The organism is Adlercreutzia sp. ZJ242 (assembly GCF_011038995.1).
Classification (GTDB): Bacteria; Actinomycetota; Coriobacteriia; order Coriobacteriales; family Eggerthellaceae; genus CAAEEV01.
The window spans coordinates 13,707-36,805 of the sequence record NZ_JAAKEE010000026.1; the positions used below are offsets into that span (position 1 = coordinate 13,707).

A 23,099-nucleotide genomic window follows, 5' to 3' on the forward strand; every position below is an offset into this window, starting at 1 on the left:
ATCTGGACGACGTAATCAAGGAAGCAGGGAATGGAACTCAACTTCGCCAAACTCCACGGGCTGGGAAACGACTTCGTGTTCATCGATGACTTCAGCCGCGAGCTCGAGCTTACGACCGAGCAGGTGCGCTGGCTGTGCGACCGGCACTTCGGCATCGGAGGCGACGGCGTCATCCTCGTGCGCCCCTCCGCGAACCCCGCCTGCGCCGCGTACATGCACTACATCAACTCGGACGGCACGCTCGCCCAGATGTGCGGGAACGGCGTGCGCTGCTTCGCCAAGTTCCTCGTGGACCGCGGCTTCGTGAACGCGCAGGACGGCGCGTTCGTCGCCGACACGCTCGCCGGCCCGCGGCCCATAAGCTTCACGACCGACGAGGCGGGGCTCCTGACGAGCGCGACGGTCGACATGGGCCGCCCCGTGCTCGATCCCGCGGAGGTGCCCGTGGACGCGCCGGCGAACGCCGCGTCTGACCAAGGCGCCGCGTTCGTGAAGGAGCTTCCCCTCGAGTCCCCGTGGGGCACGTTTCGCTTCACGTGCGTGTCGATGGGCAACCCGCACGCGATCTGCTTCGTCGACAGCTGGGACGAGGTGTCCGACGCGCTGTTCGCCGATCCGGCTGAGAAGTCGCTTGAGACGCTCGACCTTGACGCCGTGGGGGCCTTCTTCGAGCGCCACGAGGCGTTCCCCGAGAAGGTCAACGTCGAGTTCGCCGTCACCGCGGATGACGGGATCCACATGCGCGTGTTCGAGCGCGGCTGCGGCGAGACGCTCGCGTGCGGCACGGGCGCGTGCGCGACAAACGTCGCCGCCTTCCTCACCGGGCGCGCAACCCGCGAGAACGACCTCGTCCTGCGCGGCGGCACGCTTCATGTCCGATGGGCCGACGACGGCCACGTGATGATGACGGGGCCTGCCGCCGAGAGCTTCGCCGGCACGGTCGAGCTGCCGGTTGAGCTGCCCCGGCTCTCGACCGGCGCGTGACGGCACGCAGCAAGGAGCCTTACCGTGTCTGAATTCGAACCCGTCATCTACCGCGGCCCCGTCACCACCTCGGAGGAGCGCCGCGAGCGCGCCGTCCTCGTCGGCGTCGACCGCCCGGGCCTTGCCTGGCCGCTCTCCTCCTCGCTCGCCGAGCTCGAGCGCCTTGCCGACACCGCCGGCGCCGATGTGGTGGCCACCACCACGCAGAAGCTCGACGCCCTCAACCCGCGCACGTTCGTGGGAAGCGGCAAAGCCGCGGAAATCGCCGACCTCGCGCGCGCCCACAGCGCCGACCTGGTCATATTCGACGACGAGCTCACGCCCTCGCAGCAGTCGAACCTCGAGCACATCGTTGACAAAGACGTCAAGGTGATCGACCGCACGGCGCTCATCCTCGACATATTCGCCCTGCACGCCACCAGCCGCGAGGGGCGCCTGCAGGTGAGGCTCGCGCAGAACCAGTACCTCTACCCGCGCCTGCGCGGCATGTGGGCGCATCTGGCCTCGAATCGCATGGGCGGCGGCGTGGGGTCGCGCTTCGGCGAAGGCGAGAGCCAGCTCGAGGTTGACCGCCGCATGGTGCGCAAGCGCATCACCTCGATCAAGCGCGAGCTCGCCCATCTGGGGGAGGTGCGCGCGCTGCAGCGCGAGAGCCGGTACGCAAGCGGCATGTTCAAGGTGGCGCTCGCCGGATACACCAACGCCGGCAAGTCGAGCCTCATCAACCGCCTCACGAACGCCGACGTGCTCAGCTACGACAAGCTCTTCGCCACGCTCGACTCCACCACCCGCAAGTTCGAGCTTCCCGAGGGACGCGAGATCACCATCACCGACACGGTGGGCTTCATCCAGAAGCTCCCCACCACGCTCGTGGAGGCGTTCAAGTCCACGCTCGACGAGATCACGGGCGCTGACCTCATCCTGCACGTGATCGACGCCTCGTCGCCCGAGTTCGAGGGGCAGACCGAGGCCGTGCGCGAGGTGCTCGGCCAGATCGGCGCCCAGGGCATCCCCTGCATCGAGGTGTTCAACAAGGCGGACCTCCTCGCTGACGAGGAGCGCGCGGGCCTTGCCGCCCGCTACCCGTTCGCCCAGGTGGTGTCCGCCCATACCGGCTTCGGCATCGAGGAGCTCGTGCGGCGCATCAGCGCTGCCGCCGCCGCGTCCGACGTGCACATGGAGGTGCTCATCCCCTACGCGAAAGGCTCGCTCGTCGCGCTCGCGCACGAGCGCTGCCACCTCATAGGGGAGGCGCACGAGGGAGAGGGGACGCGCCTCACCATGCTCGTCCCGCCGAGCTACGCCGACACGTTCGCCCCCTACCGCGTCAAGCGGGAAGGGGAGGGGGCTGAGGCGCCGAAGGCTGCGCGGCCATGAGCTGTAAGGCGGGTGCGCTTTCGAGGTGCGCTTGCCCGCCTTACAGCCTGCGGAACACCGCCACGACCTTGCCCGCGATGGAGCAGTCGCTCACGATGATGGGGTCCATGCTGGAGTTCTCAGGCTGCAGCCTGATGTGGTCCTTCTCCTTGTAGAAGCGCTTGACCGTGGCGCCGTCGTCGACGATGGCCACGACGATGTCCCCGTTGTTGGCGACGGGCTGCTCCTTCACCACGACGTAGTCGCCGTCGTTGATGCCGATCTCGATCATGGAGTCACCCCGCACCGAGAGGAGGAACGACGGCGCGTCCCCCACGATGTCCGTGGGCAGCGTGATGGTGTCGGTTATGTTCTCCTGCGCGAGTATGGGCGTGCCGGCCGCCACGTCACCCACGAGGGGAACGTCGACGACCTTGCCGAAGCTCGGCGTGATGATGTTGGTGGCCTCGTCCTCGAGCGGATAGGTGAGCGCGATGGAGCGCGACTTCAGCGGGTCGCGCTTGATGTAGCCCTTCTCCTCGAGCGCCTTCAGGTGCACGTGGACGGTGGAAGGGGAGGAGAGGCCCAGGGTCTGGCACACCTCGCGGACCGTGGGGCCATAGCCCTTTTCCCGAATACAATCCTCGATGCAGCTGAGCACTGCCTGTTGGCGTTTCGTGATCTTCTGTGCCATGGCTTTTCCTTCCTTCGCGAACAAATGTTTTAAAAAGGTATTGACATGAACTTTTGTTCGACCTATTATATCCACGAACAAAGGTTCTACGCAAGACCTGGAGGGAAGAAAAATGAAGAATCTTGAGATGAACTACCCTGTGGAAGGCACATCCGCTCTTCGTTTGGCCCCTGAGAGCACGCCCGTGCGCTGCGCGCATATCATCAGCTTTCCCGGAAAAGGCGGCGAGGCCATGCCGCACGAGGCGTCCGCGGCCTCAGACCCCGCGCAAGCTGCAGGCTCGCTCGCCGGGCTTCCGTTCAACCGGTTCACGCGCACCCAGGTGATCGTCTCCTTCGCGGCGGGCATCCTCATGAGCGTCGCCGCGCTCGTCCTCTAGCGGCCAGCATCCTTATTTCGTGCAGATGGACGCCGTCTGTACCGCATGCGGTATGATGGAGCGCAAACGAGCTTAAGGAGCGCCATGTACTGCCCATCATGCGGATACGCTGAGTCGAAGGTCGTTGACTCCCGGTCAGCTGAAGAAGGAGCGTCTATTCGCCGTCGGCGCGAGTGCCTTGCGTGCGCGCATCGCTTCACCACCTACGAGCGCCTCGGCGAGAACCCCATCATCATCATCAAGTCCGACGGCTCATCTGAGGCGTTCGACCGCCAGAAGCTCATGCGCGGCCTGCTCATCGCCTGCGCGAAGCGCCCCATCTCACCCGAGCAGATCGACGGGCTCATCTCGGGCATCGAGGGCGACTTGAGGTCCTCGCCGCGCACTGAGACGCGCTCGAAGGACCTCGGCGACATGGTCCTCGCGCGCCTCGCGAACCTCGACGACGTCGCCTACATCCGCTTCGCCAGCGTGTACAAGGACTTCCAGAGCATCGAGGAGTTCGCCCAAGCCCTCAAGGAAATGAATGCGTAGGTGCGCCATGCCGCTTAAAGTGCCCTTTCTCATGACTGACGCTGAAATCGAACGTCCGTCCTATTCCTATGAAGGTGACGCAGGGCTTGACCTGCGCGCGACGCACGCCGCCGTGCTTGAGCCCTTCGAGCGCGCGACGATCAGCTGCGGCTTTGCGCTCGCCATTCCCGAGGGCTACGCCGGGCTCGTCATCCCGCGCAGCGGGCTTGCGGCGAAGCACGGCATCTCGGTCGTCAACGGGCCGGGGCTCATCGACAGCGGCTATCGCGGCGAGGTCAAGGTCATCCTCGTCAACCTCGACGCACGCGAGGCGTTTCGCATCGAGCCCGGAGATCGCATCGCGCAGCTCGTGATCGTCGCCGTTCCCGTCGTCTCGCTCGAGGGCGCAGAGAGCCTTCCGGCAAGCGAGCGCGGAGAAGGCGGTTTCGGGAGCAGCGGACGCTAGATTTCCACGACTCAGAGGTCAGGGGAAGGCAAAACGGGGCCTTAGAACGGCTCTCAGCGCCTCGTAGATAAAACACCAGGTCAGAAGCTTACTTTTCAGAAAAGAGAACACCTGTGGACGAAAACCAGCGCAAAGAGGACAACCAGGCAGGCGAAAACCCGATGCAGCCGCCGACGCTCGGAAGAACGGCACAGCTCAAGTCAGCCCAGTCGCTCGTCACCTTCGGCATCATCGCGGGCCCTGTCTCCATGCTGCTCGGCGGCGTGCTGGTCAGCTCGATCGCACTTGCGTGCTCCATCATCGCGTACGTGAAGGTGCGCGGCGTCATCAGCTCCGAGGAGTCCATAGACGCCACAGCCCGCGCGATCCAGCGACAGGCCCTCGTAGCCTTGGCCGTCAGCTCGGTGGCGCTCGTGTTCAACGCGATCTACCTGGTCATCATGATGCCGAGCATCATCGAGGCCGTCAGCTCGGGCGATCTCTCGACGATGTTCGACTTCGGCAACATGCCTGGCCAGCAGACGCCTCCTGCAGAAACCTCCTCGATCTGGGGCTAACCTCAGGCGCCCCTGCGAGGGCAAGAGCGAGCAAGGCGAGATCCCAAGTCCACAAGCAGCCCTGGTATCCCTACCTTCCAAGATATAAATTATTGATAACATATGTTATGTAAAGTAATGCAATAAGTAATTACCATATGGAGGAAGAAGCTGCCCTTCCAAGTTTTATTCCGTTTGGGAAGGAGCACTACCTGCGACGCTTCCTCGACTCGGGAAGCTCAGGCAGCATTTTCGTCACGAGATCGGCTACGACGGCCTTGTCCTCCACATCAACCAGAAGCATCTCCGCAGCGCCTTCGTAGGGCATTTCGGACACTGCGAGGACCGCCCGCGACGCCGTCGTTTCTTTGACGAGAAAGCGATCATCGTAGATGCCGCCGAAGATCTTGCCTGATGCGTAGAGCAGGTACTCGCCCATCATCTTCCGATACGAGACCTCTGGAACGTCGGCCAGCAACTCGAGCACATAATCCAGGTATTCCACGCTGGAAGACATATCTACCTCCTCGATCAAACGTCAGATCAAGTCAAGCATAGCGGCGGACGGATCATGCGTCAAACGAGGCCCCCGACGCCGCGCCTCGGAGGGAGTGAGGCACGATGCCGGGGGCCTGTCGAAGAGGGCTCGCCTCGTTCGGGTCAACCTTGCTCTGATTCGCCTTGCTCGACCCTAACTCGCCCAAGCATGCTCAGACTGCCCTGCTCGAGCGCGGTCTGCCCTGAGCTTCCTCAAGTCGGCTTGGACGCTAGGCGCCGTAGTTGATGATGTCGTTCACCTCGTCTTCGGACATCTTGTAGCCGAAGAAGTGCTCGTAGAAGTACGTGATGTCCTCGGCGAGCTCAGCTTCGGAGTACAAGTCGGGGTACAGCTTGTTCATCGCCCACATGACGGTGAGCGGCTGCTCGACCGTGCGGTTGCCCCACACATGCGCCACCGTCGGGACGGCGTACACGCGCTCGTCTTGGATGGCGGGGATGTTCTGCAGGTTAGCGTCAGCGAGAATGTCGCCCACCTTCACGTTCGACGAGAAGATGACCTCGGGCTGCCAGCTGAGCAGGTCCTCCATGGTGTACTCCAGCGAGTTCTTGACGTGGGCCTCCTTCGTCACGCTGTTCCCGCCCGCAGCGTCGATCCACCACTCGGAGATGATGTGGGGGTTCGTCAGCGACGTGACGTCTCCGTAGAGCGTCTTGATGCGATCAGCCTCGGCAAGCCCGCTGGTCAGCGACTCCGCCTTGCCGACCATCGTGTCAAAGTAGTCGTTGTAGTCCTGTGCTCGATCGGGGACGTTGAGCGCCTCCCCCATCAAGGTGACGGCCTCCTTCACGTCCTCGACGTCGTTCCATTTCAGGACGATGCAGGCGAGTCCGTTTTCCTCCAGCTGCTGCGCCGTCTCCTCGGTCATGGTGATGCAGAGGTCGGGGTTCACGGTGAGCGTCTTCTCGATGTCGACGCCGTCGGCCGTCTCAAGCACCTCCCCTTCCTTGATCTGCGGTGCGAACTTGTACTGCATGGCCCACTTGTCGTTCTTCGTGAAGTTCGCCGGCATCTCGTTCACGATCGCATCGCCTTTGCCCATGCACTCGACGAAGGCGTTCAGCACCCCTACCGAGCCGAACGTGGCGATGCTGTCAACTTCAGCGGGAATCTCAACCGTCCTGCTTGCCATGTCGGTGACGATGCGCGTCGTCGGAGCCTCAGCGGCCGAGCTGCTGCTCTCGCCTGCCGTCCCCGGCTCGCTTGACGCGCAGCCGGCGAGCGCAAGGCACGCAAGCGCTGCTGCCAGCAGCATCGAGAGCGCCGTGCCGGCGACCTTTCGCATGTTTCGTTTTGCCATAGCTTCGAAGTCCTTTCTCTTCTGTCTTTCAAGCTCTTCCCAAGCTCTCATCGAGCTCTTGGCTTCCTTCGGCATCAGCTTGCACGCGGGCGTAGACCGTCTCGTCAAGCAGGGGGATGCACGTCTTGACCACGAGGCCTCCCACGAACGTTCCGCCCACGTGAACCGGCGTGTCGTACAGGTTGGTCAACGACTCGCTGGTCACAATGTCGTCGGGCGGGCCGACGTCGACGAGAGCGCCGCTCTTCATCAGCGCCGCCTTCGTGCACGCCAAGAAGGCATGGTCGGGGTAGTGCGAGGTCATGAGGATGCCCAGGCCCTGCCCTGCCAGGTACTTGAGGGCCGTGAGGATCTTGACCTGGTTGTGGTAGTCGAGGTTGGCGGTGGGCTCGTCCATGACCAGCAGCCGCGCGTCTTGGGCGAGCGCCCGCGCGACGAGCACCATCTGGCGCTCCCCTCCCGACATCTCCTGGTAGCGGCACTCAGCCAAGTGCGCTATCTGCAGGCGCTCCATGGCTTCGTCAACCACCTGCATGTCGCGCGCCGTATGGCTGGCGCCAGTTGCAAGATGCGCCACGCGCCCCATGAGCACCACCTCGCGCGCCGTGTAGGGAAACGCGATGCTCGTCGACTGCGGCACGTAGGCCAGGTAACGGGCGCGCCTCTCGAAGCGCATCCTCGTCACGTCCTCGCCGTCAACGAGGATGCGCCCGCCATCCGGCTTCTCAAACCCGAGCAGGCAGCGCAGAAGCGTCGTCTTCCCCGTTCCGTTCGACCCCAGAAGGCACAGTATCTCGCCGCGGTCGATGCTGAAGCTGACGCCCTTCAGCACTTCCCTGCCCCGACGATACGAGAACCTCAAGTTGCTGACGTCGAGCATCACACCCACTCCTTCCGCGTGCGGATGAGGAGGAACACGAACATCGGCGTGCCGATGAGCGCCGTGAGCACGCCCAAGGGCAAATCGGAGAACGAGGAGCGCACTATGTCGTCGATGAGCAGCAAGAAGATGCCGCCGGCGAGAAACGAGCTTCCCAGCAGCTTGGAGAACGACGCGCCCGTTATCGTGCGGGCGATATGGGGAACCACCATGCCGATCCAGCCGATGATGCCCGCAACGGAGACCGCGCATGCCGTCATGAGGGTGGAGGCCACGATGACGATGCCCTTGACCACGTTGACGTTGACCCCCATGGACCGCGCCTCGTCCTCCCCCGCGGCCAGGACGTCGATCTTGTTGCGAAACGCGAACAGCAGGGCAAGCGACAGCACGACGGCGGGCAACATGAGGACAAGGTCGGCGTTGTCCCCTTTGTTCAAGCTCCCCATCAGCCAAAACGTGATCGACGGAAGCACGCTGTCAGTATCGGCCACCGTCTTCACGATGGAGATGAGCGCTTGGAAGAAGCTGGACGTCACCACGCCCGCCAGCACGAGCACCGTGAGGTTCTGCCGGCCCAGCACCGCGCCGATGACGTAGGCGAGCAGCACGGCCACCGAGCCGCCGACGAAGGCGGCGAGCTGGATCTGCCACCAGGTGCACCCGTTGAGCATGGCGAGCGCCGCGCCGAAGCCCGCGCCTGCCGACACTCCCAAGATGTCCGAGGACACCATGGGGTTCTTGAACACCGTCTGATATGACGCTCCCGACACCGCCAGCGCGCCGCCGATCAACACCGAGAGCGTGATCTGGGGAAAGCGGACGCCGAGCATGATCTGGTCGGTCACGGCAGACCAATACGGCTCGATCCCCGTCAGGCGCGAGAGCAGGACGTCGACCACGAGCGGCACAGACGCGTCGACGCTGCCGATGACGAACGAGCACAGGTAGACGACGACCAGCGCCGCCGCCAAGAGGCCCATCTTCACCCAGAAACGCCGATCGCGCATCCTCATCGGCTCGCCCTCCCCTGCGCCGAGGTGCCCAGCATCTCCACCGCAAGCTCGCTTCCCGCCGCAAGGCTGCTTCCCGGCGCCAGGGCGCACCAGGCGTTGACTGCCTGCACGTTCTGGGCGAGCGACGTCGCGCGGGAGGGCACGCTGACATGCAGCCTGCCGTCACGCTCCTCGGCAACCAGGCGAACCAGATGCTCGAGCTGCGGGCGCGCCGCGAGCGGGACGTCGAGCACGGCGTCGCGCGTCATGCGCTGAGGCATCTCCTGGCCCTGGTAGAAGCATATGAGCGCCTGGAGGAGCCAGTCACAGGCCAGCCATGCGGCCATCATGGGGCCGGGAACGTTGAGCGCCGGCTTTCCGTCGATGACGGCAAGGCCCACGGGGCGTCCGGGAACCGCCTTGATGCCGTGTGAGAAGTACGAGGCGCGCTCCTGCAGAAGCTGGGCGCAGAAGTCCTCGGAGCCGCGCGAGGAGCCGCCGTTCACCAGGACGATGTCGCAGTCCGCCACAAGCTCGTCGATCGCTGCGCCGAGGAGCGCCTCGTCGTCGGCGACGATGGGGTGCTCGACGAAGCAGGCGCCCCATCGTTGCACAAACCCCCTGATCATGAGACCGTTGCTTTGAATGGTCTTGCCGCGGGCGGGTCGCGTGCCCACTGCCACGAGCTCGCTTCCCGTGGGAAGGTAGCCGATGCGCAGCTTGCGCCTCACCTCCACCGCGTCAAAGCCGCCGGCGGCGAGCAGCGCTACGTCCTCGGGGCGCAGCACGGTTCCCTCAGCGCAGAGGAGCTCGCCTTCCGCAAGCTGGGACCCTGCGGCGCGAACTCCATCACCCGGCTCGACTCCCTTGACGTCGGCGAGCGAGAGGGTCCCGTCCGGCAAGGTCCCCACCTTCTCGATGGCGATCACCGCGTCGAACTCGTCGGGGAAGTCATCTCCCGTGTCGGCGCGCGCGAAGTCAGCGCCCAGCTTCCACGATGACGCATCAGGCATGCCGCCCGCGAAGTCCGCCGACCTGACGGCTATCCCGTCAAAAGCCGACACGCGATGCACGGGCGCATTCCACTGCGCGCGGTACTCCCGGGCAGCAACGCGCCCGAAAGCTTCTTCGAGCCCTATCAGCTCCGTCTCAGCGGGCACCTTCCAGCGGCTCGTCAGCGCGCAGACGGCCTCGGGGCGCGTAAGCGCTTTCTCGACATCGAACCTCACGGCAGCTCTCCCCCTCCGTACGTTGTCCTTAATCAATGCATATATTAGAATAATAGTTATTCAAGAATAATAAGTTGCCATGGCAACATGAACGTATCTCGCGAGACGAACCGTTGGGTTCCGCCGAAGGAGCAGCACGCAATGCAGCATCATCCGACCACGATCGACCACGAGGCGCTTGCGCGCCTTCCGCTCTTCGAGGGAATTCCCGCCGAGAAGCTCAAGCAGGTCCTCATCTGCCTCAAGGCTCAGCAGCGCTGCTACGCGAAGGACGAGACCATATTCCACAGCGGCGACAATCGGCGCACGGCGGGCGTGCTTGCGCGGGGATGCGCTGCGAACGTATGGGTTGACCGCGAGGGGAATCGCTCGATCATCAGCGAGTACGCCCCGGGATCCATCATCGCCGGAGATGCGCTGACAAGCGGCGTTGCTATAGCTCCGCTCGACGTGGTGGCCACGCGGGATTGCGTGGTAGTGAGCTTCAGCATGGACGTGAGGGTGACCGGCTGCGAGCGATGCCGCCATTACGCCGACATCGTGCAAGAGAACGCGACCAAGGCCATCATGCAGATGAACGAGCAGATGGCACGGAGGATCTGCGTGCTGTCAGAGCGCTCGGTGCGCGGCAAGATCACGTCGTTTCTGGCTGAGCAGGCCGAGAAGGCGGGATCCCGCTCCTTCACCATCGACTTCGACCGTCAGCAGCTCGCCGACTACCTCTTCGTCGAGCGGACCGCCCTCTCCCGCGAGCTCGGCAAGATGCGGAGGGAAGGGCTCATCGCCTGCGAGCGCAACGAGTTCACGCTGCTCGGCGAATGAGGGGCAGAGCGCGCTGGGCCGTTGAGCGCCGAGGGCGACGCGGCGAAGCGGGCTTGCGGCAGCGACTCCGGCGGCGCTTGCGGCAGCGTTTCAGGCAGCGACTCTGGCAGCGGCGGGTCAGGCCACGCGCGCGCACGCCTCGATCGCTCGCGCGACCACGTCCTCCCACCTGCCCATGTCGCCGTGCTGATCGAACAGCTTCCCGGAGACCGCCCGATGAGGCCAAGGGACCGTCACCATGCCACGCGCCTCGGGGAGCCTGAAGAGCAGCGGGTCAGCCACCAGGACGTCGTAGGCGCCCTGCGCCAAGAGCGCCGCCAGGCGCTCCTCGGAGTCGAGCTCGATTGTGCCCAGCCGCTGCGTGGCGCGCTGGTCGGTGAAGAACGAAGCCGCCGCAGCTGAGGCGCCGCATGCTCGCCGTGCAACCTCATGCGACAGCGCATGGGCGGAGATCTGCTCGGCCACCACCAGCACGCGCACGCCTGAGCCGCCGCATGCGTTTGCCGCGAGGAGCGCGCAGGAATCCCCCTTCGCGGCGATCGCCGCCAGCTCATCCATGCCATGGCCGAAGCATGCCGGCGACCAGCACAGGGAGGGGATGCCGAAGCGCGCCTCAAGCTCGCGGGCGAGCTCGAGGCCCGATTCCGAGCCGATGAGCGCGACCTTGCAGCTGGCAAGGCCGTCGGTTTTCGCATGCTCGGCGCCGAAGGGCAGCGCCGGCGTCCACCCGCCGTCCTCGACGAAGCGCATCGCGGCGCGTACGGCCTCGCAGCTTCCGAAGTCGAACGGGTTGAACCCCACGAGGGCGGCGCGCGGCTTTGAGGCCTCACGTGCAGGACGGTCGTCCACGCCCGCCTGCCCGCCTGCCTCCGCGCTCGCGTGGCAGCCGCCTCGATCATGCTGCGGCGGCGCGGCGGGCTCGAGGCGCAGGGCGGCTTCGTACGCCCGCTTGATGCCGACGTCATAGCTGGCGAACCCGTCAGTCTCGATGCCGACGACCGGAACACCGGTTTTGCTTGCAACCTGGCGCGCCAACCCGGGAAGATCCATGCCCACCAGCGAGGGAACGGGGGTTCCCAACAGCGCGGCCAAGCGGGGGCGCGAGCGTCTCAGCATGGCGCCGACCTGGCATGCCAGCGCCTCGTCAACGCCCAGCACGGTGTCGACGGTGCGCAGCTGCGCGGAAAGCACCGGACGCTCCGCATCGTCGAGGCGCACGCCCTCGGCCTCGAGGAAGCTGTACGAGCAGCATCCCGGGTCGACGAAGACCAGCTGTGCGTCGCAGCCGGAAAGGACGCTCGCGGCGCCGGAGTAGTCAGAGGCGAAGGGCGGGAGGAAGCGCGACAGCTGCATGGCTCACGCCAGGCCTTCCGCGTCGCCCCTGACCGATGAGCGCCCATGCCGCGCCGCGCGCGCCAGCGCTTCGTAGAAGCGCGCCACGCCGTCGAAGCCGAAGCATCCCTCGTCATGGAACATGTCCACCGCGGCATGCGCTCCGAAGCACGCCGCAGCGTCGGCGCCGACGGCCAGAAGCCCCTCCGCGCCGCCCAGGGCGCCCGCGTTCAGCTCAAAAGCGCTGTCCAGCTGCATGATCTCAGGATGCGTCCGCGCAAGCTCACGCGCTCCTTCACGCTGGGACGCCTTGGTGCGCGGGGCCACGACCGCGATGACGTGAAACCCCGCGTCAGCAAGCGACTGCGCCAGCGCATGCGGCTCGTGCGTCGCGAGGGAGTCAACGGCGACGGGTCGTTCCCCTACCGCCTTGCGCGCCTGCTCGAGCGCGCGTTCGGCACGCTCGCGTGCGTGCCTGAGGTCATGTGACGACGCCTCGGGGCACGTGCAGGCAGCTTCGCCGACCACGCCGCGCGCATGCAGCGCCTGGGCGAGCGCGGCGTAGTTGGCGGCCATGCGGCCGACGTCATAGGTCGTCTGCCAGTGCAACGTCGGCAGGCGCAGCCTCTGCTCGAGCTGGAGGCACTGGCGCCTTCCGATCCAGGAGACCGAGAGCGCAAGCGCGCTCGATGCAAGGCGCCGGTATTCGTCGAAGGTGCGGCAGGTGGCGACGTTGCGCACCTCGCTCACGCCCCACGCGCGCATAACCGCGACGAACTCGGACGTTGCCGGAAGGCCGTCGAACCGCCCCACCACCATGATGGCGTCATCATGGCGCTCTTGCGGCTCGAGCAGGTCGTATATGCCTCCCTGCATGCCGGATGACTTCTCCCGCCCTCCTTCTGACACCGGGTTGACCCGCGTGACGGCGATGCGGACGCCCGGCACGGCCTTCTCAAGCGCCTGCACGAGCGCTTGTTCGTCTGTGCCCAGAAAATCGTCGACGCAGTTGAACACGAGCGTCACGACGCGCGGGCGCTCAGGAAGGCGCGCGGCAAGGTCAGCCACCACCAGGGGCAAGCGCCGCTCGTAGTCACCGAGGGCGATGTCAGAGGGGCTGAGGAAGCAGAACGAGTAGTCATCCGACGCGCCGTTCTCCAGGACGCGCAGCGCATGGCGACGCCCGCACGCAGGCGGGCACACGAACAGGGTGTGGCTCTCGGGTACGCGCAGGCGGTCGCGATGGCGCTGCGGCAGGCGCGTGCGGTAGCGAAGGTCAGTCATGCGGCACGGCCTCGGGAAGCGCTGCTATGAAGCCGGCCAGGTCCCCGTATGCGCGGGCGGCGGCGCTGTCGCGGAAGCGCTCGAAGCACAGTGCGCCCGCCTCATCCGACTCTTGGACCTCATCGCTCCGAGGAATGCGCGCCACCAGGCTCACCTGCTCCTCTTCGCAGAAACGCGTCAGGGCCTCGTCCTCGTTCCTGACGTTTCGGCAGTTGGCGACGAGCCCGGCGAACTCGGCGTAGCCACGGCCCTCGAAGTGGCGCAGCGCCGCCAAGATGTTGCTTGCCGCATACAGCGACATCATCTCGCCTGAGGAGACGACGAGGACATGCCGGGCGTACGCGCTCCGCAGGGGCATGGCGAAGCCCCCGCACACCACATCGCCCAAGACGTCGTACAGCACGACGTCAGGGCGCACGACGTCGAAGGCGTGCAAGGCATCGAGCTGCTGAAACGCCGTGATGACGCCGCGACCCGCACAGCCAACCCCCGGCAGCGGCCCGCCCGACTCGACGCAGTAGACGCCTGACGCCGATCGGAACACGATGTCCTCCAAGGCCACAGCGCCGCCGTCGCGCATTCTGTCCAGGACGGTCGGGATGCGCTGCCCGCCCATGAGCAGGCGCGTCGAGTCCGACTTGGGGTCGCATCCTATCTGCAGGACCGTGAGGCCGCGTGCGGCCAAGGCCGCCGCCACGTTGCAGGTGGTGGTCGACTTGCCGATGCCCCCTTTTCCGTAGATCGCAACGCGCCTCACGAAGCCTCCTCGTCCGCCGCGCAGCCTTGCGAAGGCTGCGCTCTTTTCTATCTGCAAACAAGGATAGTTGATCTCAGGCCGAAAGACGTTGCAACGGCAACATGCGGGGCTTGGGATGAGAAGCTGCTCGGCAACAACTACCGCATCATGGGTTGGCCGAACTTCAAAGCAATCAGCAAGTGCTGCGAGAAGATGTCCTCACAATGGGGGCGACTTAGGCAGGAACATTCCAGTACGCTTTTTATAGGCAACATACTGTTCCCCGAACTCTCGGATCATATCCTGTTCTTCTTTTCGCGCAAGGCGATAGTACACAGTAAACAATATTGGCCACATGATTAAAAGCGGAATGGTAGCCCACTCAAATATCATGCCTAATGTAATCAAAAGAAACCCTGTGTACTGAGGATGACGCATGTACTTGTAAATACCTGCATCTACCAGTTTTCCCTCCCCGCTTTCATACCTCCAATAGTTCTTATGAATCGCCCTCCAGCCAAAGATAACTAAAAGGCCGCCTATAATACTAAGGACGATGCAAACATACATTCCCCAGTTGCCAATATACTGGTTGAGCGTATGCCCCCATAGAATACCGTCCGGCAGATTTCTTCCAAAAGCCCACGCCACAAAGTACATGCTCATTGGGATGCCGAACATTTCAAAAGCATAGGCAATTACGAATGCCAAATATGCCGTGGTGGGTTTGCGTTGGCTTTTCTTATAAAAGGGTAAGAAAAGCAGAAAAACGCCATAAATAATAATCCATATTACTACCGCGCCCCATTGTCCATAATGGGAAAGTGCTGTTTCACTCATAATGTATTCTCCAATATTTTTGACCAACGGTCAACTTAAGTCTAACAGTCATTTGAACACTGGTCAATATCGAATTTGAACGCTGGTCAATATCGAATTTGAACGCTGGTCAATATCGAATCCTCATGCTATGCTGTTTTTAATAGGCGGTGATGAACATGGATAAAAAGGAACTTATCCTAAATGCACTTCGGGAACTTTTCAAAGAGGGAAAAGCAGGAACGGCCTCTGTCAGTGATATTGCCAAAAAAGCCGGCATCGCAAAAGGCGGCCTGTACTATTACTTTCGTTCAAAAGAAGAAGTATTGGACGCTTTAGTTTCACAGGAGTATGCAGATATAATCAAGGCATGCAACGAACTGGTCGAGCAAAGCGACGGTATTGCTACGCACAAACTTGCACTCTTGCTGCACAGTTATCGCAACTCTTATGTTGACCCTTCTTTGGACGAGTATTTGCATATGCCGCAAAACGCGGCTATTCATCAAAAATCACTGGCGCAGATTCTGTCTGCGCTTTCTCAAGTAGTATCGCAGATTATTGAGCAGGGCATTGAAGAAGGTACTTTTACTTGCGAATATCCGCAGGAATATGCTGAAATCATCTTGTCTGTCTTCACTTTTCTGCTTGACCCGGGTATCTTTCCTTGGACAAAGGAACAGCAGGCCGCAAAAATGAAAGCACTGGCAGATATGCTTGAAAAAGGTCTTTGTGCGCCTAAAGACAGCTTCCAATTCTTATATATGCCAGATTAAATAAACGGTAGCTTCTCAAAGTAACCGCACCCCCTAGTGTTGCGATGAGTGGGCGCAAGATAACCTGGAAGGCTGCGCCAACCCAAAGGCCATCCCGAACTCGAAGGCCATCCAGGGCTCCGTTCAGGGCTGGCGCTATCGCGTGGGCAGCTACCGCGTGCTTGCGCGCATCGAAGAGGACGAGCTCATCATTGAAGTCGTCCGGGTAGGCCATCGTCAAGGCGTCTACGGCAACCTGCCGAAGACGTAGCAGGCATCGGGTCCTTCAGCAGCTCGTAGAGCTCGCGGGGCGCGCAGCACGTCAAGAGGCGGGCGAACTTCTCGGGATGTATCCTCATGCCCTTCCTGCCCCAGTTGGTGAAGGTGATGAGCGTGGCGTTCGCGAAGTAATTGACTTGGAACTCAAGCTCTTCCGTAAGGGGGAGCTTTCTGTGCTCGACGATGGTCTCAATCAAGGACTGGCGGACCATCCTGTGCCCGAACGCGCTGATAGATTGATAGTTCTTGCTGTCCTGGTAGGCTTTCATGTACAAGGTTCTGCGAGCGTAGATTGCCTTGATGGCGGCAACCTCCGCCTCGTCCCAACCGAGGGACCTGCCCATCTCGAACAGAGTCGACTCGCAGATGCAGAGAAAGTGCCATTGGATGATCTCGTATTTGTCCCGATAGTAGCGGTAGAAGGTTTGCCTGGATATTTCCGCTCGCTCGCAGATCTCCTTAACCTGAAGGCTCGCAAAGTCGCGGTCAGCGAGAAGCTCTTCCGTAGCATCGGTAATCCGCTCGCGCAGCGCTTTCTCTTGCCAGGTCATCTTCGCGTTGTCGCCGGTCATGGGTAGCCTCTCCCGAACTGCTCAATCCCTTCATTATAGGGCCGCGCTCCCCTTCTGTAAGCCCATTTATCCAACAGCGTGACACGGAAGAGAGGCTGTCACATTCTGTGACGCACGCGTCTTGTCGTCAGTTGGCATGAGATATGCGCGCTCACCATAATAATGGATACAGCGAGGCTCGCAAACCTTCAAACGCCTTTCATTAGGGGGAACCATGACTAAAGAAGTCGAACTGCCCTATGACATGCCAAACGGCTATGTTGACGAGAACAACGTCCGCTGGCGCTACGCTACCTGCCACTTCTGCCATCTGAACTGCAGCCTGTGCGTTGGCGTTGACCTGGCGACCGATAAGATCGTCGAGATCAGGGGCAACCATCGCAACGGCGTCGTCCTGTGCGACCGCATGGGCGAGAAGGGCATCAACGCCATCAAGATGCACTACCATCCCAAGCGCATCAACCACGCCCTCAAGCGCGTCGGCAAGAAGGGCGAGGACAAGTGGGAGGAGATCCCCTACGAGCAGGCGCTCGACGAGATCGCCGCGAAACTCGGCGAGCTCAGGGATGAGTACGGCCCCGAGACGATGGTGGTCTCCGAGGGCACCTACCGCTCCGACCACCTGTGGGCACGATCTCGCTTCTCGAACCTCTTCGGCAATCCGGGCAACCTCATCGATCCGGGCCAGGTTTGCTGGTGCTGGAACTACACGGTGAACATGGCTATGGTCGGCTGGCCGGTCGAGGGCCCGTACCCGGTAAGCCCGCAGCATACCAAGACCTTCGTCACCTGGGGCAAGCGCTCCTCTGAATCCTACGGCCCGCAAGGTCCGCTGCGGCGCGGCATGAGCAAGGCCCTGAGCCCGTATCGCCCAGCCGCAGATCAACCCCGGCTCATCCAGATCGACCCGGTTTGCACCACCCAGTCCCTCCAGGCGGACACCTGGGTTAACCTCTACCCCGGCACCGACGCGGCGCTTGCCCTCTCCTGGATCGACACCATCATCAAAGAAGAGCTCTACGACGAGGACTTCCTGCTCAACTGGACCAACGGCATCTTCTTGGTGCGCAAGTCCGACAACTACATGCTGCACGAGGACGAGATCTTCAAAGGCGGCAGCCATGAGAACTTCGTGGCCTGGAACGCCAAGACCGGCAAGCCCGAGGTGTGGAACTCCGACGTCTGCTACTGGAAGGACGCTGACGCCGATGTCGAGCGCGTGCTTCGCGGCACCTTTGAGGTTACCATGGCCGACGGCTCCGTCGTCGAGTGCTATACCGCGTTCGACGCAATTGCGGAGCGCGCCTCTCACTACCCTGCCGAGAAAGTTGCGCCCATGATCGGCGTGCGCGTCGAGAAGATCCTCGACTCCGCTCGCACCTATGCGACCAACGGCCCGGCTTACATCAGCTGGGGTCTTGGCGGCGGCGACCAGGCCGGCGACAACGCCACCAACTGCTGCGTAGCCAAGACCATCCTGCGCATCATTACCGGCAACATCGACAACCCCGGCGGTGAGTACGTCGGCGAGCCCGGCCCGCTTCCTGACGAGTCTGGCATCAAGACCTTCCCAGTTCGCGACTGCGAGCTTGAGCTTGCCCACCTGGTTACGCCCGAGAGACGCGAGAAGCTGCTCGGCAACAACTACCGCATCATGGGCTGGCCTGGCTTCGAAGCAATCGGCAAGTGCTACGAGAAGATGTACGGCATCCCGCGCCCTCAGGTCCATCAGCTGCTCGGCAACACCCAGGCATGCTGGAAGGCCATCGAGGAAGGCGATCCGTATCCTGTTACCGCTATGATCGCCTGGGGCTCCAACCCGCTGGCCTGGGCTCCGAACACCAAGCGCGTGTACGAGTGCTTGAAGAAGCTCAAGCTTCTGGTGGTCATGGAGTACTGGAAGACGCCGACCGCCGCTCTGGCAGACTACATCCTGCCTGCTTGCGATCCGCTGGAGCGCCCCTTCTCAGGCCCTGGCGAGGACGCCAACGACTTCTCCCTCTACGGCGATCGCGCCTCCACCCCGGTTGGCGATCGTCATGAGGACTGGTACGTGTTCAAGGGCCTGGGCTGCCGCCTCGGCCAGGAGGAGTACTGGCCCTGGGAGACCTACGAGGACGCCTGCAAGTTCCGCATCGAGCGCACCCCTGGTCTCGACTGGGATACCGCCTGCCAGACCGGCACCTACTTCCCCGGCCCGACGCACTTCTACAAGTACGCCGAGAAGCTGTGGAACGGCCAGACGCGCGGCTTCGCTACGCCGTCTCGCCTAGCCGAGGTGTTCCCGACCGTCATGCAGGATCTGGGCTACGACCCGATTCCGGACTACGTGCACCCCTATGAGAGCCCGGAGCGTACCCCCGAGCTGGCTCAGAAGTACGACCTGCGCCTGACCACCGGCGGTCGCAACTCCACGCTGTACCACTCCGAGAACCGCGTTCCCGGCCAGGGCACCCGCTCCGTCCAGCCGTGGCCTCCGCTGCACATCCACATCGAGGACGCGCGTGCTCGCGGCATTCGCCAAGGCGAGTGGGTTTGGGTTGAGACCGCGCGCGGCCGTATCCGCATGAAGGCCCAGGTAGACCAGGGCATCAAGCCGGGTGTGGTCCTCGCCCAGGCAAGCTGGTGGTTCCCCGAGCTTCCCGCCGAGGAGCCGTGGAGCCAAGGCGTGTTCGAGTCCAACGCCAACGTGCTCACGCCCGACGCCGAGGACGGCCTCGACCCCATGACCGGCAACTGGTGGACCCGAGGGCTTCTGTGCCGCGTGTACCCCTGCATCGACGCCGAAGATCGCAGCGACACCTATGCGCGCGCCGGGGACTTCGAGAACCCCGACAACCAGTTCGTCCGCGCCTATGACGAGCTCGGCTTCTGGGACGTCAAGAAGATGTAGCGATGCCGACGGAGCTGCGCTGCGCTGGTCGAGAAGGCGGAGCAGCGCAGCTCAAGGCAGGCAGGGGCCTCTTCCTTACACGTGAGGCGTAACCCCTTGCCATGCCGTACTTGCCAGCAACGGCCCGAAGGTCCTTTTTCCTTCGGGCCGTTGTGATTGCCATGGACACGTTTCGCAGGAGGACGCAGATGTACGGACCGCCGCGCTTCTCAATCGGATCAGGGGGAGTCGTTTGCGTCGATGAGCCCAGCTGCATCGGCTGCGGGCTGTGCGTTCGAGCGTGCCCGACCAAGCACATATTGGAAGTATCGGATCAAGGCTCGAAGCGCATAACGGTTGCGCGTCCGCATCTGTGCACGGGCTGCGGCTGCTGCGTGACGTCATGTCCAAGATCCGCCCTGCGCGTGCAGCCAAGGGACCTCCAAGCACATGAAGGGAATTGCGCGACACGACAGGTAATGCGCTCCCCTTCCGCTGGAAGCCGCTAGCCGATGGTGACGTCGAACCCCTTCATCAGCACGGCGATGACGCCGCAGAGCAACCCGCCCACGACCCATGCGAGCCAGAAGTAGGCTTGGAGCGGTGTCGTGAACAGGAGCACGAGCCCCACGATGGTGGCGAGCATCATGACGGCGCCGCAGATCGCGCCGACGCGCTTGTCGGATTTATGAGCCGATATCATCTGCTGCTTCTGCTCATGGGGCAGATCCGATGAGGCTATCTCCTCCGGCGTCAGGTACTCCCCGGCGCTCTTGTTGTAGTCGTGCAGGTTGGTGCGCCCGAGCATCATTCCGCCGTGGACGATGAAGCGCACGCCGATGGCGATGAGGAAGAGCATGGCGGGCGTGCCCAAGATGTCCTCGTAGCCCGTGTCGGAGAGGAACACCATGACGCAGACTCCGAGGAAGATGCAGCATATGCCGCCGATCAGCTCGCGCGAGAACATCGACCGCGCCTGGGCCTTGTCCTCGGGGCGGTAGAAGTCGCTGATGTACGGATGGGCCTTCACGAAAGCCGAATAGCTCATTGCGGCCGGGATGATGAGCGCAAGCCCTGCCGCGATCCCTGCGAAGAGCAGCAGGACGCTCAGCGAGACGAAGACGTTCGACGAGATGACATGCTGCGCCATCCCCTCGCCCGCCTCCCCTATCGCGCCGAACAACGTGCAGAGGGCCACTCCGAGGATGATGGCCATGACGCCGTTGGATACCTTGCTGGCGAGGGAGCGCGCCTGCTCGTCGTAGCCGAAGACGTCCTCCGGCTGCGCCGATCCGCTCACGGCGAGGGAGCTGTCCGCTTCCCGCGCCGTGAGGTCTCCCTGCACGAGCTCGTCGAGCGTGCAGCTGAACACCTGGCAGAGCGCCAGCATCTTGTCCATTTCGGGATAGGACTTGCCCGCCTCCCATTTCGCGACGGATTGACGACTCACCCCCAAGCGCATGGCGAGCTGCTCCTGGGTCATGTTGTTCACCGCGCGCAGGTGCACGAGGTTGTCTCTGAAGTTCACGGTATTGCCTTTCTCTTTGCTGTAGCTTTGATTATCGCAAATGCCGTCGCAAATGCCACTGTAAAGTTAAGCGACGCTATGGTTGCCCGCCACCAACCGCAGCGTGCTTTTTAGGCGAAAACCGCGCAGCCAGCAGTTGCAAAGCCCAAGTCAGAGATGTAATGAGGAAAAATCCTACGCTTTCGCTTCCAAATACTTCAGCAGCCCGGTGCAGCCGGCGAGGACGTCGCGGTAGGTGGCGTCGAAGTCCCCGGTGTACCAGGGGTCGGCGATAGGCCGGTCTTCTCCGGCGAATGAGAGCAGAAGGTGCACCTTGCCCTCGGGGTCGTCGGCGAAAAGGCGGCGCATGTTGCGCACGTTCGCCTCGTCCATGCCGATGAGCAGGTCGAAGTTGGCGTAGTCGCGCGGGGTGATCCGCCGCGCCGTCTTGCCGGCGCACGAGATGCCCACGCTCGCGAGCTTGCGGCGCGTGCCGTGGTGCACGGGGTTCCCCAGCTCCTCGGAGCTCGTGGCGGCGGAGGCCACCTTCACCACGTCGGCGAGCCCTCGCCTCTCGAGCAGGTCACGCATCACGAACTCGGCCATCGGCGAGCGGCAGATGTTGCCGTGGCAGACAAACAGTATCTTGGTCGGCTTCATGGTCCTCCTTCTGTTTCGCCGTCCTCATGCACGCATCCTTTTCTGTCGTCTGGGAACGCGCGAAGTCCTCTCCTCCCCTGTCATCCTGAGCGGAGCGCTTCAGCCCTCCGAGACGCCGCGGATGCTGGCACAGGGCGATTGCAGGCGCTTTTGCCCGAACGACCGACAACGCCCCCTTTCCATCCATGATTCTGGAAAGCTGGATGGAAAACGCCCGTTATCGGCGATCCGAGCCCCTAAAACCACCGACAACGGCGCTTTCGCATCCACTTTTCCCGAGAAACCGCCGATAACGACCCTTTTGCATCCAAGATCGCTTGGGAGGTGGATGGAAATCTGTCGTTGTCGGTGATTCGCCTCAGGGATCGCTTGAGAGGTGGATGGAAAAGCGCCGTTGTCGGTAACGTTGTCGGCGACCGACGGACGAAGCACCTCGGGCCCCGCGTCGCTGAGCGAAGTGCCTGAGTTCACGAGCACAAGGCGCCTCGTGTCATCCTGGGCGAGCGAAGCGAGTCGAAGGATCTGGTTCCGAGCATGATGCGCTCGCGTGCGCAACTTACCTGCGACCAGATCCTTCGACTCCGCGCCCTACGGGCGCTCCGCTCAGGATGACACGAGGACACGCGCTTTTGGGAGATGCGAACTCAAGCGCGTGTGTCCGCGTCATAGCGTACGGGAGCGACCAAGCCTTATGGCATCAAAAGCAATCGCGAAGCGCTGAGCGCTTTTTCGCAGGCGCAGGTCGGGAGCTACAGGTCGATGCGGCCGAACTTGGCGAGGAGCTCGGAGGCGGCGGCGCAGGCGTCGCAGTTGCAGTACTTCGCGCCCTCTTCCTTGCGCTTCAGCTGCTCGGCCAGCTTGGCCTCGGCGACCTCTGCCCCGAACATCTCGGCGGCCGGTCCCTGTAAAAAGGCGATCACGCCGTCGATGGTGGTGGGGCGCCCCTCCAAGATGTCGAGCAGCTCAGTCGTAGCCGCCTCAACGGCCACGTCGCTGCCGTCAGCCGCGACAGCGGTCTTCCAAGCGCTCGCCGCGTCCTTGGTGACCTGCGTGCTCGAACCGGCCTCCGCGAGGATGTCAGCGCGCGTGGCCACAAAATCGAACAGTTCCTTTTCCATAGCTGCCTCCTTGGCTCGACGATAGACAGGTCAAGCATAGCGACGGGCAAACTCTACGTCAAACGCGCGTCGAACGCGGCGCGCGACCGACAAAGCAGCGGGAACGACGCTCTTCTAGATTGATCTTCCCCCAGTGTCTTTTAAGCCGACACTCTGCGACTATTTGTTTACTATTCAGACTCCCACCAGCAGTTTAATATAGCGATAAGAGCTTGTTTACCCGATCCGCAATCAACAGGCGCGGCATGGCGCTTTAGAGCCGCCCTGAGCGAAAACTGACAAGCTAGGGGGATATATGAGTGCAGACGCAGACGAATCGAATCGGTGATTATTTGCAACGATTAGCCACGTTTGTTTCGGGTGCAGCCGCATTGCCGATTTCGCATGCAGCCGCACCCGTTTTCAACTTGAGTTACGTCTAGTTCTTTGGCGATGTAAGCTCTCTCATGTTC

The 23,099-nt window shown here is 62.8% G+C and carries 26 protein-coding genes; 11 read left to right on the forward strand and 15 right to left on the reverse strand.

Annotation, left to right across the window (positions count from 1 at the left end):
* The first annotated feature begins 30 nt into the window (after window positions 1-30).
* The gene (dapF, locus tag G7Y49_RS07325) at window positions 31-984 is read left to right on the forward strand and encodes a diaminopimelate epimerase (RefSeq protein WP_165172501.1); all 954 of its coding nucleotides are present in this window, start codon (window positions 31-33) and stop codon (window positions 982-984) included.
* Between the two features lie 24 nt (window positions 985-1,008).
* Window positions 1,009-2,361: a GTPase HflX gene (gene hflX, locus G7Y49_RS07330; RefSeq protein ID WP_165172503.1), complete on the forward strand. Its 1,353-nt coding sequence runs from the start codon at window positions 1,009-1,011 to the stop codon at window positions 2,359-2,361.
* Between the two features lie 40 nt (window positions 2,362-2,401).
* Here hflX and lexA read toward each other — a convergent pair whose 3' ends face one another.
* Window positions 2,402-3,034 (reverse strand): transcriptional repressor LexA, encoded by a 633-nt coding sequence (lexA, locus tag G7Y49_RS07335; RefSeq protein ID WP_165172505.1) that lies wholly within the window; start codon window positions 3,032-3,034, stop codon window positions 2,402-2,404.
* A gap of 112 nt (window positions 3,035-3,146) precedes the next feature.
* Here lexA and G7Y49_RS07340 point away from each other — a divergent pair, with 112 nt between their 5' ends.
* From G7Y49_RS07340 to G7Y49_RS07355, 4 genes are all read left to right on the forward strand, one after another.
* The gene (locus G7Y49_RS07340; RefSeq protein WP_165172507.1) at window positions 3,147-3,413 is read left to right on the forward strand and encodes a hypothetical protein; all 267 of its coding nucleotides are present in this window, start codon (window positions 3,147-3,149) and stop codon (window positions 3,411-3,413) included.
* Between the two features lie 84 nt (window positions 3,414-3,497).
* A complete protein-coding gene (gene nrdR / locus G7Y49_RS07345) occupies window positions 3,498-3,947 on the forward strand; it encodes a transcriptional regulator NrdR (protein ID WP_165172509.1) in 450 nt (149 codons plus the stop codon).
* Window positions 3,948-3,954: 7 nt separating this feature from the next.
* Window positions 3,955-4,392 (forward strand): dUTP diphosphatase, encoded by a 438-nt coding sequence (dut, locus tag G7Y49_RS07350; protein ID WP_255465927.1) that lies wholly within the window; start codon window positions 3,955-3,957, stop codon window positions 4,390-4,392.
* Between the two features lie 113 nt (window positions 4,393-4,505).
* Window positions 4,506-4,949, forward strand: coding sequence for a hypothetical protein (locus tag G7Y49_RS07355; protein ID WP_165172513.1), 444 nt, complete (start codon window positions 4,506-4,508; stop codon window positions 4,947-4,949).
* 187 nt (window positions 4,950-5,136) lie between these two features.
* On the opposite strand, the gene G7Y49_RS07360 is transcribed toward G7Y49_RS07355, so the two are convergent.
* From G7Y49_RS07360 to G7Y49_RS07380, 5 genes are all read right to left on the reverse strand, one after another.
* Window positions 5,137-5,445 (reverse strand): TfoX/Sxy family protein, encoded by a 309-nt coding sequence (locus G7Y49_RS07360; RefSeq protein ID WP_165172515.1) that lies wholly within the window; start codon window positions 5,443-5,445, stop codon window positions 5,137-5,139.
* Between the two features lie 250 nt (window positions 5,446-5,695).
* A complete protein-coding gene (locus G7Y49_RS07365) occupies window positions 5,696-6,787 on the reverse strand; it encodes an ABC transporter substrate-binding protein (RefSeq protein ID WP_165172516.1) in 1,092 nt (363 codons plus the stop codon).
* Window positions 6,788-6,815: 28 nt separating this feature from the next.
* Window positions 6,816-7,667 (reverse strand): ABC transporter ATP-binding protein, encoded by an 852-nt coding sequence (locus G7Y49_RS07370; protein ID WP_165172517.1) that lies wholly within the window; start codon window positions 7,665-7,667, stop codon window positions 6,816-6,818.
* Complete coding sequence (locus G7Y49_RS07375; RefSeq protein WP_165172518.1) at window positions 7,667-8,683, reverse strand: iron ABC transporter permease; 1,017 nt, start codon at window positions 8,681-8,683, stop codon at window positions 7,667-7,669. The genes G7Y49_RS07370 and G7Y49_RS07375 overlap by 1 nt, the downstream gene beginning before the upstream one ends.
* Window positions 8,680-9,891 carry a molybdopterin molybdotransferase MoeA gene (locus tag G7Y49_RS07380; RefSeq protein WP_165172519.1) on the reverse strand — a complete coding sequence of 404 codons (1,212 nt, stop codon included), beginning with the start codon at window positions 9,889-9,891 and terminating at the stop codon, window positions 8,680-8,682. Before G7Y49_RS07380 ends, G7Y49_RS07375 begins: the two co-directional genes overlap by 4 nt.
* A gap of 141 nt (window positions 9,892-10,032) precedes the next feature.
* Between G7Y49_RS07380 and G7Y49_RS07385 the strand changes: the two genes are divergently transcribed.
* Window positions 10,033-10,713, forward strand: a complete 681-nt coding sequence (locus G7Y49_RS07385; protein ID WP_165172520.1) for a Crp/Fnr family transcriptional regulator — start codon at window positions 10,033-10,035, stop codon at window positions 10,711-10,713.
* 117 nt (window positions 10,714-10,830) lie between these two features.
* Here G7Y49_RS07385 and G7Y49_RS07390 read toward each other — a convergent pair whose 3' ends face one another.
* The 4 genes from G7Y49_RS07390 to G7Y49_RS07405 all read right to left on the reverse strand — a co-directional run bounded on the left by G7Y49_RS07390 (window position 10,831) and on the right by G7Y49_RS07405 (window position 14,905).
* The gene (locus G7Y49_RS07390) at window positions 10,831-12,066 is read right to left on the reverse strand and encodes a nitrogenase component 1 (protein WP_165172521.1); all 1,236 of its coding nucleotides are present in this window, start codon (window positions 12,064-12,066) and stop codon (window positions 10,831-10,833) included.
* Window positions 12,067-12,069: 3 nt separating this feature from the next.
* The gene (locus G7Y49_RS07395; protein WP_165172522.1) at window positions 12,070-13,329 is read right to left on the reverse strand and encodes a nitrogenase component 1; all 1,260 of its coding nucleotides are present in this window, start codon (window positions 13,327-13,329) and stop codon (window positions 12,070-12,072) included.
* Window positions 13,322-14,086: an AAA family ATPase gene (locus G7Y49_RS07400; protein WP_165172523.1), complete on the reverse strand. Its 765-nt coding sequence runs from the start codon at window positions 14,084-14,086 to the stop codon at window positions 13,322-13,324. The genes G7Y49_RS07395 and G7Y49_RS07400 overlap by 8 nt, the downstream gene beginning before the upstream one ends.
* 198 nt (window positions 14,087-14,284) lie before the next feature.
* Entirely contained in the window at window positions 14,285-14,905 is a 621-nt protein-coding gene (locus G7Y49_RS07405; RefSeq protein WP_165172525.1) for an isoprenylcysteine carboxylmethyltransferase family protein, read from the reverse strand.
* A 158-nt stretch (window positions 14,906-15,063) separates the two neighbouring features.
* On the opposite strand from G7Y49_RS07405, the gene G7Y49_RS07410 reads away from it, so the two are divergent.
* Both G7Y49_RS07410 and G7Y49_RS12495 read left to right on the forward strand, forming a co-directional pair.
* A complete protein-coding gene (locus G7Y49_RS07410) occupies window positions 15,064-15,660 on the forward strand; it encodes a TetR/AcrR family transcriptional regulator (RefSeq protein ID WP_165172527.1) in 597 nt (198 codons plus the stop codon).
* 109 nt (window positions 15,661-15,769) lie between these two features.
* On the forward strand, window positions 15,770-15,910 hold the full coding sequence (locus tag G7Y49_RS12495) for a type II toxin-antitoxin system RelE/ParE family toxin (RefSeq protein WP_370519626.1): 141 nt from the start codon (window positions 15,770-15,772) through the stop codon (window positions 15,908-15,910).
* Here the strand turns inward: G7Y49_RS12495 and G7Y49_RS07420 are convergent.
* Window positions 15,849-16,490, reverse strand: coding sequence for a TetR/AcrR family transcriptional regulator (locus G7Y49_RS07420; protein ID WP_165172529.1), 642 nt, complete (start codon window positions 16,488-16,490; stop codon window positions 15,849-15,851). The two genes, G7Y49_RS12495 and G7Y49_RS07420, sit on opposite strands and share 62 nt — an antisense overlap.
* Before the next feature lie 214 nt (window positions 16,491-16,704).
* On the opposite strand from G7Y49_RS07420, the gene G7Y49_RS07425 reads away from it, so the two are divergent.
* Both G7Y49_RS07425 and G7Y49_RS07430 read left to right on the forward strand, forming a co-directional pair.
* On the forward strand, window positions 16,705-19,383 hold the full coding sequence (locus G7Y49_RS07425; RefSeq protein WP_165172531.1) for a molybdopterin-dependent oxidoreductase: 2,679 nt from the start codon (window positions 16,705-16,707) through the stop codon (window positions 19,381-19,383).
* Window positions 19,384-19,571: 188 nt separating this feature from the next.
* A complete protein-coding gene (locus G7Y49_RS07430; RefSeq protein ID WP_165172533.1) occupies window positions 19,572-19,871 on the forward strand; it encodes a 4Fe-4S dicluster domain-containing protein in 300 nt (99 codons plus the stop codon).
* On the opposite strand, the gene G7Y49_RS07435 is transcribed toward G7Y49_RS07430, so the two are convergent.
* From G7Y49_RS07435 to G7Y49_RS07445, 4 genes are all read right to left on the reverse strand, one after another.
* On the reverse strand, window positions 19,868-20,890 hold the full coding sequence (locus G7Y49_RS07435) for a helix-turn-helix transcriptional regulator (RefSeq protein WP_165172544.1): 1,023 nt from the start codon (window positions 20,888-20,890) through the stop codon (window positions 19,868-19,870). The two genes, G7Y49_RS07430 and G7Y49_RS07435, sit on opposite strands and share 4 nt — an antisense overlap.
* A gap of 174 nt (window positions 20,891-21,064) precedes the next feature.
* Window positions 21,065-21,529 (reverse strand): low molecular weight protein-tyrosine-phosphatase, encoded by a 465-nt coding sequence (locus G7Y49_RS07440; protein WP_165172546.1) that lies wholly within the window; start codon window positions 21,527-21,529, stop codon window positions 21,065-21,067.
* A 99-nt stretch (window positions 21,530-21,628) separates the two neighbouring features.
* Window positions 21,629-22,000, reverse strand: a complete 372-nt coding sequence (locus tag G7Y49_RS12105) for a hypothetical protein (RefSeq protein WP_206214591.1) — start codon at window positions 21,998-22,000, stop codon at window positions 21,629-21,631.
* A gap of 278 nt (window positions 22,001-22,278) precedes the next feature.
* Complete coding sequence (locus G7Y49_RS07445; protein WP_165172548.1) at window positions 22,279-22,647, reverse strand: 3-hydroxyisobutyrate dehydrogenase; 369 nt, start codon at window positions 22,645-22,647, stop codon at window positions 22,279-22,281.
* Window positions 22,648-23,099: the final 452 nt, after the last annotated feature.

What these genes read in the sequence shown, in the direction of transcription:
- dapF (WP_165172501.1), top strand. Translation starts at nt 31, where the DNA reads ATGGAACTCAACTTCGCCAAACTCCACGGGCTGGGAAACGACTTCGTG.
- lexA (WP_165172505.1), bottom strand. Translation starts at nt 3,034, where the DNA reads ATGGCACAGAAGATCACGAAACGCCAACAGGCAGTGCTCAGCTGCATC.
- G7Y49_RS07340 (WP_165172507.1), top strand. Translation starts at nt 3,147, where the DNA reads ATGAAGAATCTTGAGATGAACTACCCTGTGGAAGGCACATCCGCTCTT.
- nrdR (WP_165172509.1), top strand. Translation starts at nt 3,498, where the DNA reads ATGTACTGCCCATCATGCGGATACGCTGAGTCGAAGGTCGTTGACTCC.
- dut (WP_255465927.1), top strand. Translation starts at nt 3,955, where the DNA reads ATGCCGCTTAAAGTGCCCTTTCTCATGACTGACGCTGAAATCGAACGT.
- G7Y49_RS07360 (WP_165172515.1), bottom strand. Translation starts at nt 5,445, where the DNA reads ATGTCTTCCAGCGTGGAATACCTGGATTATGTGCTCGAGTTGCTGGCC.
- G7Y49_RS07365 (WP_165172516.1), bottom strand. Translation starts at nt 6,787, where the DNA reads ATGGCAAAACGAAACATGCGAAAGGTCGCCGGCACGGCGCTCTCGATG.
- G7Y49_RS07370 (WP_165172517.1), bottom strand. Translation starts at nt 7,667, where the DNA reads ATGCTCGACGTCAGCAACTTGAGGTTCTCGTATCGTCGGGGCAGGGAA.
- G7Y49_RS07375 (WP_165172518.1), bottom strand. Translation starts at nt 8,683, where the DNA reads ATGAGGATGCGCGATCGGCGTTTCTGGGTGAAGATGGGCCTCTTGGCG.
- G7Y49_RS07385 (WP_165172520.1), top strand. Translation starts at nt 10,033, where the DNA reads ATGCAGCATCATCCGACCACGATCGACCACGAGGCGCTTGCGCGCCTT.
- G7Y49_RS07390 (WP_165172521.1), bottom strand. Translation starts at nt 12,066, where the DNA reads ATGCAGCTGTCGCGCTTCCTCCCGCCCTTCGCCTCTGACTACTCCGGC.
- G7Y49_RS07395 (WP_165172522.1), bottom strand. Translation starts at nt 13,329, where the DNA reads ATGACTGACCTTCGCTACCGCACGCGCCTGCCGCAGCGCCATCGCGAC.
- G7Y49_RS07405 (WP_165172525.1), bottom strand. Translation starts at nt 14,905, where the DNA reads ATGAGTGAAACAGCACTTTCCCATTATGGACAATGGGGCGCGGTAGTA.
- G7Y49_RS07410 (WP_165172527.1), top strand. Translation starts at nt 15,064, where the DNA reads ATGGATAAAAAGGAACTTATCCTAAATGCACTTCGGGAACTTTTCAAA.
- G7Y49_RS07420 (WP_165172529.1), bottom strand. Translation starts at nt 16,490, where the DNA reads ATGACCGGCGACAACGCGAAGATGACCTGGCAAGAGAAAGCGCTGCGC.
- G7Y49_RS07425 (WP_165172531.1), top strand. Translation starts at nt 16,705, where the DNA reads ATGACTAAAGAAGTCGAACTGCCCTATGACATGCCAAACGGCTATGTT.
- G7Y49_RS07430 (WP_165172533.1), top strand. Translation starts at nt 19,572, where the DNA reads ATGTACGGACCGCCGCGCTTCTCAATCGGATCAGGGGGAGTCGTTTGC.
- G7Y49_RS07440 (WP_165172546.1), bottom strand. Translation starts at nt 21,529, where the DNA reads ATGAAGCCGACCAAGATACTGTTTGTCTGCCACGGCAACATCTGCCGC.
- G7Y49_RS07445 (WP_165172548.1), bottom strand. Translation starts at nt 22,647, where the DNA reads ATGGAAAAGGAACTGTTCGATTTTGTGGCCACGCGCGCTGACATCCTC.